The following is a 12,993-nucleotide window of genomic DNA, read 5'->3' as shown; positions in this document are numbered from 1 at the left end:
CCACCGTCCTGTTCGGGAGGAACGCCATGCCCCGCCCCCGCACCGTACGCCGCAGACGGCTGTCGGCCGCCGCGCTCGCCGTGGCCGCGCTGACCGCCCTGCCTGCCGCCTCCGCCACCGCGGCGCCCGCCGCACCCCGTACGTCCGCCCCGCACGCCACCGCGAACAGCCTGGACATCGCCATGCAGGCCCAGGAGAACAGCAACTGGTGCTGGGCCGGTTCCGGCAACACCATCGCCGCCTGGTACGGCCGCGGCTACAGCCAGAACCAGTTCTGCAACGCCGCCTTCCAGCGCCCCCAGAACACCGACTGCCCCAACGACCAGGCCACCCTGGGCAACGTGCAGAACGCCTTCGACTGGATGGGCCTCAACCCCGGCTCGTACGTCAGCGGCTACCTCACGTACGCCACCGTCCGCGGCGAGATCGACGCCCGGCGCCCCGTCGAGACCCGTATCCAATGGGCCTCCGGCGGCGGCCACATGCATGTCCTCTACGGGTACGACGCCGATCGCGGCTGGGTGCGCTGGGGCGATCCCTGGCCGTCCAACAATCGCTACAACTGGGGCGATTACGGCTACTACGTCAACGGAAACGACTTCTCCTGGACCCACTCCCTCTACCGGATAGGAGCCTGAGGTCATGACACGGCGCACCGCCGTCCGGGCCGTCGCCACCGGCGCGCTCGCCACCTCGCTCATCGGCCTCGCCGCCCAGGGGGCCTCGGCCGCCGGGCACCCCGCGGCCCCGGAGGCGCCGCCCCGCGCGAGCGTCGCCGCCGCCCACCGTGCCGCCGCCGGGCCCGAAACGCTCGCCACCCTCGCCCGGTTCTTCGCCCACGACGGGACGCTGACCCCGGCGCAGGCCACCCCGCGCGTCGACAGCCCTACCGTCCCCGTCTACGGGCTGTCCCCGGACTTCGTCCGCGGGACGCCAGGCGCCCCCGTGGCCGGACTGGAGTTCCTCGCCACCAGGGCCGTCGCCTCCGACGGCCGCACCGCCTCGGTGTGGACGGTCCGCCGCGGCGGCTCCTGGAAGGTCGTCAACATCGCCACCGGCGACGATGAGACCCGCGCCGTCGCCGCCGGGTCCCGCCTCGCCGCCGGGGGCACCGTCTTCCATGAACCGCAGATCAACGCCTGGTACGTCCAGCAGGGCGACCGCATCCGACCGCTCGACGCCGAGGCCCGCAAGGCCGTCGGCCCCGGTGGCACCACCGTCGCCGCCTACCGGGAACGGGTCGCGAAGGCGTACGGCGACAAGCTCCCCGGCTCCGCCTACGACCGGCGCGGCGAGGCCGGCGGCTACGGCGCCCCCGCGGCGAAGCGGGCCGCGGGCCCCGGCGAGCATCCCGTGGCCGCCACTGCCGTCGCCTCGGCCGACGGCGACGTCCCGGTGGCCGCCGCCTCGGCCGTCGCCGCTGCCGCCGCCCTGGTCGCGTTGGGCCTGACCGGCACCACCGCGGTCCGCCGCCTGCTCCGCCGCTGACCGGGCGCCCGCCCGTCCGTCTCCCCGCGGCGGGCGGGCCGCCCCGGGCCCGTGTAGAGGCCATGGACCGGGAACACCAGGTCCGCGACCCCCGCTCCCGGACCCTGTCACCGCGGGCCCGTCCCGCTCCGCACGGGCCCGCGGATTGTCAGTGGCGGTCAGTAGGGTGGTGGTCATGGCAGACCCCAGCAGCTACCGACCCAAGCCGGGACAGATCCCCGACTCGCCGGGGGTCTATAAGTTCCGCGACGAGCACGGCCGTGTCATCTACGTCGGCAAGGCCAAGAGCCTGCGCCAGCGCCTGGCCAACTACTTCCAGGACCTGGCCGGTCTCCACCCCCGTACCCGCACGATGGTCACCACCGCCGCCTCCGTGGAGTGGACCGTCGTCTCCACCGAGGTCGAGGCCCTTCAGCTCGAATACAGCTGGATCAAGGAATTCGACCCGCGTTTCAACGTCAAGTACCGCGACGACAAGAGCTATCCGTATCTCGCGGTGACCCTCAACGAGGAGTTCCCCCGCGTCCAGGTGATGCGCGGCGCCAAGAAGAAGGGCGTCCGCTACTTCGGCCCCTACGGCCACGCCTGGGCCATCCGCGAGACCGTCGACCTGATGCTCCGCGTCTTCCCCGTCCGCACCTGCTCCGCGGGCGTCTTCAAACGCTCCGCGCAGATCGGCCGCCCCTGTCTGCTCGGCTACATCGGCAAGTGCTCGGCGCCGTGCGTCGGCCGTATCTCCCCCGAGGAGCACCGCGAACTCGCCGAGGACTTCTGCGACTTCATGGCCGGCCGCACCGGCGCCTACCTCCGCCGCCTGGAGCGCGCCATGCAGGACGCCGCCGAGGAGATGGAGTACGAGCGCGCCGCCCGCCTGCGGGACGACATAGGGGCGCTCAAGCGGGCCATGGAGAAGAGCGCCGTGGTGCTCGCCGACGCCACCGACGCCGACCTCATCGCCGTCGCCGAGGACGAACTGGAGGCCGCCGTCCAGATCTTCCACGTCCGCGGCGGCCGGGTCCGCGGCCAGCGCGGCTGGGTCACCGACAAGGTCGAGGCCGTCACCACCGCCGGTCTCGTCGAGCACGCCCTCCAGCAGCTCTACGGCGAGGAGCGCGGCGACGCGGTCCCCAAGGAGGTGCTGGTCCCCGCGCTGCCCGAGCTCGTCGAGCCGGTCCAGCAGTGGCTCTCCGAGCGCCGCGGCTCCCAGGTCTCGCTGCGCATCCCGCAGCGCGGCGACAAGAAGGACCTGATGGCCACCGTCGGCCGCAACGCCCAGCAGGCCCTGGCGCTCCACAAGACCAAGCGCGCCTCCGACCTGACCACCCGCTCCCGCGCCCTGGAGGAGATCGCCGAGGCCCTCGGCCTGGACGCGGTGCCGCTGCGCATCGAGTGCTTCGACATCTCCCACCTCCAGGGCGATGACGTCGTCGCGTCCATGGTGGTCTTCGAGGACGGTCTCGCCCGTAAGAGCGAGTACCGCCGCTTCCAGATCAAGGGCTTCGAGGGCCAGGACGACGTCCGCTCCATGCACGAGGTCATCGGCCGCCGCTTCAAGCGCTACCTCCAGGAAAAGCAGAAATCGGGGGAGTGGACGGAGGAGCCCGCCGCGCCCGCCGGCGGCGACGGCGAGGCCGGTGCCGCCGAGCGCGCCGAGGCGGCGTCCCCGGAGCCGGACCCGATGGCCGGGCACCCCACGGACGAGGAGGGCCGCCCCAAGCGGTTCGCCTACCCGCCGCAGCTCGTCGTCGTCGACGGCGGCGCCCCGCAGGTCGCCGCCGCCCGCCGCGCCCTGGACGAGCTGGGCATCGACGACGTCGCCGTCTGCGGTCTGGCCAAGCGCCTGGAAGAGGTCTGGCTGCCCGAGGAGGACGACCCGGTCGTCCTGCCGCGCTCCAGCGAAGGGCTCTACCTCCTCCAGCGCGTCCGCGACGAGGCTCACCGCTTCGCCATCCGCTATCAGCGCACCAAGCGCGGCAAACGGCTGAAGTCCTCGCCGCTGGACGCCGTGGCCGGGCTGGGCGAGAGCCGTCGTCAGGCGCTGCTCAAGCACTTCGGGTCGCTCAAGAAGCTCCGGGCGGCCACGGTCGATGAGCTCTGCGAGGTCCCCGGCGTCGGCCGGAAGACCGCCGAATCGGTGCTCGCCTCCCTGGCCGGTGCGACACCCGCCGGACCCGCCGTGAACACCGCCACAGGAGAGATCATTGAGGATGACGGGGCCGCTCCGGCCGCGTTGTCATCGGAACGGGGGCGGGACAGATGAGCACACCGCACCACACGCACGAAACCGCGACATCCGAGAAAGACGGTGTACAGGTGAGTACGGGCACGATGCGCGAGTCCGACCAGGGAGAGAGCGCCGCCATCCCCGAGCTGGTGATCATCTCCGGCATGTCCGGCGCCGGCCGTTCCACCGCGGCCAAATGCCTGGAGGACCTCGGCTGGTTCGTCGTCGACAACATTCCGCCCGAGCTGATCCCCCCGATGGTCGACCTCGGCGCCCGTTCCCAGGGGAACGTCGCCAAGATCGCCGTCGTCGTCGACGTCCGCGGCCGCCGCTTCTTCGACAACCTCAAGGAATCCCTCGCCACGCTCGACGCCCAGAACGTCAAGCGCCGCATCGTGTTCCTGGAATCTTCCGACGAGGCGCTGGTCCGCCGCTTCGAATCGGTACGCCGCCCGCACCCCCTCCAGGGCGACGGCCGGATCGTCGACGGCATCGCCGCCGAACGCGACCTGCTGCGCGAACTGCGCGGCGACGCCGACCTCGTGATCGACACCTCCAGCCTCAACGTCCACGAGCTGCGCGCCAAGATGGACGCCCAGTTCGCCGGTGAGGAGGTTCCCGAGCTGCGCGCCACGGTCATGTCCTTCGGCTTCAAGTACGGCCTGCCGGTCGACGCCGACATGGTCATCGACTGCCGTTTCATCCCCAACCCGCACTGGGTCCCCGAGCTGCGCCCCTTCACCGGTCTGAGCGAAGAGGTCTCCGACTACGTCTTCGACCAGCCCGGCACCAAGGAGTTCCTCGACGGCTACGCCGACCTGCTCCGCATCGTCGCCGAGGGCTACCGCCGCGAGGGCAAGCGCTACGTCACCATCGCCGTCGGCTGTACGGGCGGCAAGCACCGCTCCGTGGCGATGTCCGAGAAGCTCGCCCGGCGGCTCGTGGGCGAAGGGGTGGAAACCGTCACCGTCCACCGCGACATGGGGCGCGAGTGACCGGCCGCGCCCTGCGGCTGCGCCGGGTCCGCAAGCTGGTCCCCGGCGCCCGCCCGCACAAGGGCACGCCCAAGGTGGTGGCGCTCGGCGGCGGCATGGGCCTGTCCGCCTCGCTGGCCGCGCTGCGCCGGATCACCGGCGATCTGACGGCCGTCGTCACCGTCGCCGACGACGGCGGCTCCAGCGGCCGCCTCCGCGACGAGCTGGGCGTGCTGCCCCCTGGTGATCTGCGCAAGGCGCTGGCCGCGCTGTGCGGGGACGACGACTGGGGCCAGACCTGGGCGCGCGTCATCCAGCACCGCTTCCAGAGCGGCGGCGAGCTGCACGACCACGCCGTCGGCAACCTCCTCATCGTCGCCCTGTGGGAACAGCTGGGCGATCACGTCCAGGCGCTCGACCTGGTCGGCAAGCTGCTCGGCGCGCACGGCCGGGTGCTGCCCATGTCCGCGGTCCCCCTGGAGCTGCAGGCCCAGGTCCGCGGCCACGACGAGGAGCGGCCCGAGGAGATCACGACCGTCCGCGGGCAGGCCACCGTCGCGCTCACCCGCGGCGAGGTGCAGTCCGTCCACGTCGTGCCCGAGGCCCCGCCCGCCGTCCCGGAGGTGGTCGCCGCGGTGCGCGACGCCGACTGGGTGGTGCTGGGGCCGGGCTCGTGGTTCTCCTCCGTCATCCCGCATCTGCTGGTGCCGGAGCTGCGCGAGGCGCTGAAGGAGACCAAGGCGCGCAAGGTCCTCTCGCTCAACCTCGCACCGCAACCCGGCGAAACCGATGGCTTCTCCCCGCAGCGTCATTTGGAGGTTTTGGCCCGACACGCCCCTAAACTCGCCTTCGACGTGGTGCTGGCCGACCGGGACGCCGTGCCCGACATCGAAGGTCTGACGACTGCCGCCAAGCAGCTCGTCGGCAGCGAGGTCGAGCTGGCCGAGGTCGCCGCCCAGGGCGACGCCGCCCGCCCGGCGGGCGGCGCCCCGGACCGGCACGACCCCGAGCTGCTGGCCGCCGCGTACGACCGTATTTTTCGGATGCATGGAAGGATCGGCCCATGGCGATGACGGCAGCGGTGAAGGATGAAATCTCCCGGCTCCCCGTCACCCGGACCTGCTGCCGGAAGTCGGAGGTCTCGTCGATCCTGCGGTTCGCGGGCGGTCTGCACCTGGTGAGCGGGCGCATCGTGATCGAGGCGGAGCTGGACACCGGCATCGCGGCCCGGCGGCTCCGCAAGGACATCCTGGAGATCTTCGGGCACTCCTCCGACCTGGTGGTGATGGCCCCCGGCGGGCTGCGGCGCGGCAGCCGGTACGTCGTACGGGTGGTGGCGGGCGGTGACCAGCTGGCCCGCCAGACCGGCCTGGTCGACGGCCGCGGCCGCCCGATCCGCGGGCTGCCCCCGCAGGTGGTGTCCGGCGCGACCTGTGACGCCGAGGCGGCCTGGCGCGGCGCCTTCCTCGCCCACGGTTCGCTGACGGAGCCGGGCCGTTCCTCGTCGCTGGAGGTCACCTGCCCCGGCCCCGAGGCGGCGCTCGCGCTGGTCGGCGCGGCCCGGCGGCTGGGCATCGGCGCCAAGGCGCGCGAGGTCCGCGGCGTGGACCGCGTCGTCGTCCGGGACGGCGACGCGATCGGCGCCCTGCTGACCCGGCTCGGCGCCCATGAATCGGTGCTGGCGTGGGAGGAGCGCCGGATGCGCCGCGAGGTGCGGGCCACCGCCAACCGCCTCGCCAACTTCGACGACGCCAACCTCCGCCGCTCGGCCCGCGCCGCGGTCGCCGCCGGAGCCCGGGTCCAGCGGGCCCTGGAGATCCTCGGCGAGGAGGTCCCCGAGCACCTCGCGGCGGCCGGACGGCTGCGGATGGAGCACAAGCAGGCGTCCCTGGAGGAGCTGGGTGCCCTCGCCGACCCCCCGCTCACCAAGGACGCGGTGGCCGGCCGGATCCGCCGTCTGCTGGCGATGGCCGACAAGCGCGCACAGGACCTCGGTATCCCCGGCACCGAGTCGAATCTCACCGAGGAGCTGGCCGACGGCATGGTCGGCTGACCCCTTCACAAAACCCGCAGAATCCCGTTCCGTCGCAGGTCAGAAGCGGTTTGCCCCCGGTATCCCAGGTGATGCCGGGGGCTTTTCGTGTCCAGGCGTGAGTGTGCGGTGGCGGTCGATGTCAATGTCACGTATGTCTCGCATTGGGGGTAGGGTCGAAGTCGGTCGGGGACATCCCATACAGCTCGCCGGTATCGCTGCCGGCGCACCAACGAGGAGATCGGTTTCGTGACGATCCGCGTAGGCATCAACGGATTCGGCCGCATTGGTCGCAACTACTTCCGCGCGCTCCTGGAGCAGGGTGCGGACATCGAGATCGTCGGTGTCAACGACCTGACCGACAACGCCACCCTGGTCCACCTGCTGAAGTACGACACCATCCTGGGCCGCCTCAAGCAGGACGTCAGCCACACCGACGACACGATCACGGTCGGCAACCAGACGTTCAAGACCATGGCGGAGCGCGACCCCGCCAACCTCCCGTGGGCTGAGCTGGGCGCCGACATCGTCGTCGAGTCCACCGGCATCTTCACCAAGAAGGCCGACGCCGCCAAGCACCTCGCCGCCGGCGCCAAGAAGGTCCTGATCTCCGCGCCCGCCAAGGACGAGGACATCACCGTCGTCATGGGCGTCAACCAGGACCGGTACGACCCGGCCGCGCACCACGTCATCTCGAACGCCTCCTGCACCACCAACTGTGTGGCGCCGATGGCCAAGGTTCTCCTGGAGAACTTCGGCATCGTCAAGGGCCTGATGACCACGGTCCACGCCTACACCAACGACCAGCGCATCCTCGACTTCCCGCACAAGGACCTGCGCCGCGCCCGCGCTGCCGCGGAGAACATCATCCCGACCACCACCGGCGCCGCCAAGGCCACCGCGCTGGTGATCCCGGAGCTGGCCGGCAAGCTGGACGGCATCGCCATGCGCGTGCCGGTCCCCACCGGCTCCGTCACCGACCTCGTCGTCGAGCTGGAGCGCGAGGTCACCAAGGACGAGGTCAACGCCGCCTTCCAGAAGGCGTCCGAGGGCCAGCTCAAGGGCATCCTGGAGTACACCGAGGACGCGATCGTCTCCTCGGACATCGTCAACTGGCCGGCGTCCTGCACCTTCGACTCCTCCCTGACCATGGTCCAGGGCAAGAGCGTCAAGGTCATCGGCTGGTACGACAACGAGTGGGGCTACTCCAACCGCCTGGTGGACCTGACCACCTTCGTCGGCGGCAAGCTCTGATCTCCACCGGCTGAGCCGGCGGGTGCCCCGTGCCATGGGCGCCCACGCACCGAGATGTACGGTCGGGGCTCGTACGACGCGACGACGCGTCGTACGAGCCCCGAGCCATGGCTGATCTGATGCAACGGAGTCATTCCTCAATGAAGACGATCGACGAACTCATCGCCGACGGGGTCGGGGGCAAGCGGGTGTTCGTCCGCGCCGACCTGAACGTGCCGCTCGACGGCGCGACCATCACCGACGACGGCCGCATCCGCGCCGTCCAGCCGACGATCGCCAAGCTCGCCCAGAACGGCGCCAAGGTCATCGTCGCCTCGCACCTGGGCCGCCCCAAGGGCGCCCCGGACCCGGCCTTCTCGCTGGCCCCCGCCGCCGCCCGCCTCAGCGAGCTGCTGGGCCGCGATGTCGCCTTCGCCTCCGACACGGTCGGCGACTCCGCCCGCGCCACCGTTGCCGCGCTGGGCGACGGCGAGGTCGCCGTGCTGGAGAACCTGCGCTTCAACCCCGGCGAGACCAGCAAGGACGACGCGGAGCGCGGCGCCTTCGCGGACCGGCTGGCGGAGCTGGCCGACCTCTACGTCGGCGACGGTTTCGGCGCCGTGCACCGCAAGCACGCCTCCGTCTACGACCTCCCCGCGCGCCTCCCGCACGCCGTGGGCGATCTGATCGCCACCGAGGTCGCCGTCCTCAAGCGCCTCACCGAGGACGTCGCGCGCCCCTACGCCGTGGTGCTCGGCGGCGCGAAGGTCTCCGACAAGCTCGGCGTCATCGACCACCTGCTGGAGCGCGCCGACCGCATCCTCGTCGGCGGCGGCATGGCGTACACCTTCCTGGCCGCCCAGGGCCACGAGGTCGGTATCTCGCTGCTGCAGAAGGACCAGATCCCGGCCGTCCAGGAGTACCTGGAACGGGCCGCGGCCAAGGGCGTGGAGTTCGTGCTCCCCGTCGACGTGCTGGTCTCCGCGGACTTCCCCGACCTGAAGACCAAGGCCCCGGCGCACCCGCAGACGGTCGCCGCCGACGCCATCCCCGCGGACCAGGAGGGCCTGGACATCGGCCCCCGCACCCGCGAGCTGTACGCCTCGAAGCTCGCCGACGCGGCCACCATCTTCTGGAACGGCCCGATGGGCGTCTTCGAACACCCCGATTACGCGGGCGGCACCCAGGCCGTCGCGCAGGGACTGCTGGACTCGTCCGCCTTCACGGTCGTCGGCGGTGGCGACAGCGCCGCCGCGGTCCGTCAGCTCGGCTTCGACGAGAATGCTTTTGGCCACATTTCGACCGGCGGCGGCGCCAGCCTCGAATACCTCGAAGGCAAGACGCTCCCCGGCCTCGCCGCTCTGGAGGACTGAACCACCGTGACTGCTCGTACCCCGCTGATGGCGGGCAACTGGAAGATGAACCTCAACCACCTGGAGGCCATCGCCCACGTCCAGAAGCTCGCCTTCGCGCTCACCGACAAGGACTACGACGCTGTCGAGGTCGCGGTCCTGCCGCCCTTCACCGACCTCCGCTCGGTGCAGACCCTGGTCGACGGCGACAAGCTGAAGATCAAGTACGGCGCCCAGGACGTCTCCGCGCAGGACTCCGGCGCCTACACCGGTGAGATCTCCGGCGCCATGCTCGCCAAGCTCAAGTGCACGTACGTGGCGATCGGCCACAGCGAGCGCCGCCAGTACCACGGCGAGAACGAGGAGATCTGCAACGCCAAGGTCAAGGCCGCGTACAAGCACGGCCTCACCCCGATCCTCTGCGTCGGTGAGGGCCTGGACGTCCGCAAGGCCGGAAACCAGGTCGCGCACACCCTCGCCCAGGTCGACGGCGCCCTCAAGGACGTCCCGGCCGAGCAGGCCGAGACCATCGTGATCGCCTACGAGCCCGTCTGGGCCATCGGCACCGGCGAGGTCGCCACGCCCGAGGACGCGCAGGAGGTCTGCGGTGCGATCCGCGGCCGCCTCGCCGAGCTGTACAGCCAGGAGCTGGCGGACAAGGTCCGCATCCAGTACGGCGGTTCCGTCAAGTCCGGCAACGTCGCGGCGATCATGGCGCAGCCCGATGTCGACGGCGCGCTGGTCGGCGGCGCGGCGCTGGACTCCGAGGAGTTCGTGAAGATCGTCCGCTTCCGCGACCAGTAGCAGCTATGACGACGGGCCCGGCCCGTCGTACCCTGTCGGGGCCGGTCCGGCGCTCAGCGCGCGGTCCGGCCCCGCACGATATCGCCCGTCGTGGTGGTGCCGCGGCCCGTACCGGCGCCCTCGACACCGTCCGTCAGTCCTAGAGAGTTGGTCCAGCCGTGGTCATCGGGTTCTCGGTCGCCCTCATCGTCTTCAGCCTGCTGCTGATGATGCTGGTGCTCATGCACAAGGGGAAGGGCGGCGGCCTGTCCGACATGTTCGGTGGCGGTATGCAGTCCTCCGTCGGCGGCTCCTCCGTCGCCGAGCGGAACCTCGACCGCATCACCATCGTGTTGGGCCTCCTGTGGTTCGCCTGCATCGTCGTGCTCGGTGTCCTGATGAAGCTCGGCAGCTGACATACCGTCGGGGGCGCGGCCTATCATGGGGCGGCGTCCTGGATCGGGCGGTAACTCCCGTCACGGGGCGCGCGTTGGGCCTTTCATAGACCGGAGCGCCCGCAGCGCAGCTGCCGCGCGATGCTGTGCAGCACCATTACGCAGGGAGTTACGACCGTGGCAAGTGGCAACGCGATCCGAGGAAGCCGGGTCGGGGCGGGGCCGATGGGGGAGGCCGAGCGCGGCGAATCCGCGCCGCGTACCCGGATCTCCTTCTGGTGCGCCAACGGGCACGAGACGCAGCCCAGCTTCGCCGGTGACGCGCAGGTTCCTGACACCTGGGACTGCCAGCGCTGTGGTTTCCCGGCGGGCAAGGACCGGGACAGCCCGCCCGACCCGCCGCGCACCGAGCCGTACAAGACCCACCTCGCGTATGTGCGCGAGCGCCGCAGCGACGCCGACGGCGAGGCGATTCTCGCCGAGGCGCTGGCCAAGCTCCGCGGCGAGATCTGACGCCACGCCGCCTGTGCGACCGGCCCGGCCGGGAGGGAACATCCCTTCCCGGCCGGGCCGTTGGCGTTCCCGGCGCCGGGCGGCGCGGTGCGGGGCGCCGTACGGCCGCCCGTGTGCCGACAGCGGACAGACCCCTCATATCGCGCGCTGATCAACTAAATTGGAGGGCGGCGGGGCCGGTACGAGACGAAGAAGGCTGATGTCCGAGATGAACGCAGAAGGCCGCAGCAGGCTCGATCAGATGCCTGAGTGGACGGCGCTGGGCGCACACCGCGCACAGCTGGGCGAACCCCAGCTGCGCGATCTGTTCGCCCAGGAGCCGGAGCGCGCCGGGCGCTACACCATCCGGGTGGGCGACCTGCACATCGACTACTCCAAGCATCTGATCACCGAAGAGACGCTGCTGCTCCTCCGGGAGCTGGCCGCGGCGACGGGCGTGACCGGGCTGCGGGACGCGATGTTCCGCGGCGAGAAGATCAACGTCACCGAGGGCCGCTCGGTGCTGCACACCGCGCTGCGCGCCCCCGGCTCCGCGCTGATCGAGGCCGACGGGCAGAACGTCGTCCCCGCCGTCCACGCCGTCCTCACTAAGATGGCGACCTTCGCCGACCGGGTCCGCTCCGGCGACTGGACGGGCCACACCGGCCGCCGCATCAAGGCGGTCGTCAACATCGGCATCGGCGGCTCCGACCTCGGCCCCGCCATGGCGTACGAGGCGCTGCGCGCCTACACCCACCGCGACCTGGAGTTCCGCTTCGTCTCCAACGTCGACGGCGCGGATCTGCACGAGGCGCTGCGCGATCTGGACCCGGCCGAGACGCTGTTCGTCATCGCCTCGAAGACCTTCACCACCATCGAGACGATCACCAACGCCACCGCGGCGCGCGCCTGGCTGCTCGACGGTCTCGGCGCCGAGGGGGGCACCTCCCGTTCGAGCGGGGCCGAGAGCGGGGGAGAGGCCGTCGCCAAGCACTTCGTGGCGCTCTCCACCAACGCCGAGAAGGTCGCCGCGTTCGGCATCGACACGGTCAACATGTTCGAGTTCTGGGACTGGGTCGGCGGCCGCTACTCCTACGACTCGGCGATCGGCCTGTCGCTGATGATCGCCATCGGCCCGGAGCACTTCCGGGAGATGCTGGCCGGGTTCCACCTCGTCGACGAGCACTTCCGTACCGCCCCCGCCGAGGAGAACGCCCCGCTGCTGCTGGGCCTGCTCGGCATCTGGTACGGCAACTTCTTCGACGCCCAGTCGCACGCCGTCCTGCCGTACAGCCACTACCTCTCGAAGTTCACCGCCTATCTCCAGCAGCTCGACATGGAGTCGAACGGCAAGTCGGTGGACCGCGAGGGCCGTCCGGTGCGCTGGCAGACCGGGCCCGTCGTCTGGGGCACGCCAGGCACCAACGGTCAGCACGCCTACTACCAGCTGCTCCACCAGGGAACGAAGATGATCCCGGCGGACCTCATCGGCTTCGCCCGGCCGGTCGACGATCTGGAGCCCCGGCTCGTCGCCCAGCACGATCTGCTGATGGCCAACCTCTTCGCCCAGGGCCAGGCGCTGGCCTTCGGGAAGACGCCGGACGAGGTGCGCGCCGAGGGCGTCGCCGAGGAGCTGGTGCCGCACCGGACGTTCCGCGGCAACCACCCCACCACCACCATCCTCGCCACCGAGCTGTCCCCGTCCGTGCTGGGCCAGCTGATCGCCCTCTACGAGCACAAGGTGTTCGTCCAGGGCGCGGTGTGGAACATCGACTCCTTCGATCAGTGGGGCGTGGAGCTGGGCAAGGTCCTCGCCAGGCGGGTCGAACCGGCGCTCACGGACGGCGCCGAGGTGCCGGGCCTGGACGCGTCGACGGCCGCCCTGGTCACCAAGTACCGCGAGCTGCGCGGCCGTTGAGCCGGGTCGGCGGGCGGCGCGCCATCCCCGCGCCGTCCGCCCCTGGCCGCCCCCGCCCGGCGGCCGTACGACGAAGGGCTCCCGCACCGGAAGGGGTGCGGG

The 12,993-nt window shown here is 71.2% G+C and carries 12 protein-coding genes; all 12 read left to right on the top strand.

The annotated features are described in order from the left end of the window. The first annotated feature begins 26 nt into the window (after positions 1–26). Positions 27–638, top strand: coding sequence for a papain-like cysteine protease family protein (locus OG422_RS06850; protein WP_143939856.1), 612 nt, complete (start codon positions 27–29; stop codon positions 636–638). 4 nt (positions 639–642) lie between these two features. After that, positions 643–1,488, top strand: coding sequence for a hypothetical protein (locus tag OG422_RS06845; protein ID WP_405740858.1), 846 nt, complete (start codon positions 643–645; stop codon positions 1,486–1,488). 175 nt (positions 1,489–1,663) lie between these two features. After that, complete coding sequence (uvrC, locus tag OG422_RS06840; RefSeq protein WP_405740855.1) at positions 1,664–3,748, top strand: excinuclease ABC subunit UvrC; 2,085 nt, start codon at positions 1,664–1,666, stop codon at positions 3,746–3,748. Beyond that, on the top strand, positions 3,745–4,707 hold the full coding sequence (gene rapZ, locus OG422_RS06835) for an RNase adapter RapZ (protein WP_251076400.1): 963 nt from the start codon (positions 3,745–3,747) through the stop codon (positions 4,705–4,707). Before uvrC ends, rapZ begins: the two co-directional genes overlap by 4 nt. After that, on the top strand, positions 4,704–5,759 hold the full coding sequence (gene yvcK, locus OG422_RS06830) for a uridine diphosphate-N-acetylglucosamine-binding protein YvcK (RefSeq protein ID WP_405740851.1): 1,056 nt from the start codon (positions 4,704–4,706) through the stop codon (positions 5,757–5,759). The genes rapZ and yvcK overlap by 4 nt, the downstream gene beginning before the upstream one ends. Further along, positions 5,750–6,739 (top strand): DNA-binding protein WhiA, encoded by a 990-nt coding sequence (gene whiA, locus OG422_RS06825; protein WP_030282946.1) that lies wholly within the window; start codon positions 5,750–5,752, stop codon positions 6,737–6,739. The genes yvcK and whiA overlap by 10 nt, the downstream gene beginning before the upstream one ends. 228 nt (positions 6,740–6,967) lie before the next feature. Beyond that, the gene (gene gap, locus OG422_RS06820; protein WP_405740848.1) at positions 6,968–7,972 is read left to right on the top strand and encodes a type I glyceraldehyde-3-phosphate dehydrogenase; all 1,005 of its coding nucleotides are present in this window, start codon (positions 6,968–6,970) and stop codon (positions 7,970–7,972) included. Positions 7,973–8,112: 140 nt separating this feature from the next. Beyond that, positions 8,113–9,324: a phosphoglycerate kinase gene (locus tag OG422_RS06815; protein WP_405740845.1), complete on the top strand. Its 1,212-nt coding sequence runs from the start codon at positions 8,113–8,115 to the stop codon at positions 9,322–9,324. 6 nt (positions 9,325–9,330) lie between these two features. Continuing rightward, positions 9,331–10,107: a triose-phosphate isomerase gene (gene tpiA / locus OG422_RS06810; RefSeq protein WP_384589410.1), complete on the top strand. Its 777-nt coding sequence runs from the start codon at positions 9,331–9,333 to the stop codon at positions 10,105–10,107. A gap of 158 nt (positions 10,108–10,265) precedes the next feature. After that, a complete protein-coding gene (gene secG / locus OG422_RS06805) occupies positions 10,266–10,502 on the top strand; it encodes a preprotein translocase subunit SecG (protein WP_143939863.1) in 237 nt (78 codons plus the stop codon). Positions 10,503–10,658: 156 nt separating this feature from the next. Beyond that, complete coding sequence (locus tag OG422_RS06800; protein ID WP_078653942.1) at positions 10,659–10,994, top strand: RNA polymerase-binding protein RbpA; 336 nt, start codon at positions 10,659–10,661, stop codon at positions 10,992–10,994. Positions 10,995–11,202: 208 nt separating this feature from the next. After that, complete coding sequence (gene pgi / locus OG422_RS06795) at positions 11,203–12,891, top strand: glucose-6-phosphate isomerase (RefSeq protein ID WP_405747667.1); 1,689 nt, start codon at positions 11,203–11,205, stop codon at positions 12,889–12,891. The last annotated feature ends 102 nt before the right edge of the window (positions 12,892–12,993 follow it).

This window comes from Streptomyces sp. NBC_01525, from assembly GCF_045040405.1.
Classification (GTDB): Bacteria; Actinomycetota; Actinomycetes; order Streptomycetales; family Streptomycetaceae; genus Streptomyces; species Streptomyces benahoarensis.
The sequence above is the reverse complement of the archived record's forward strand: the minus strand, read 5'-3'. Positions and strand labels throughout refer to the sequence as shown.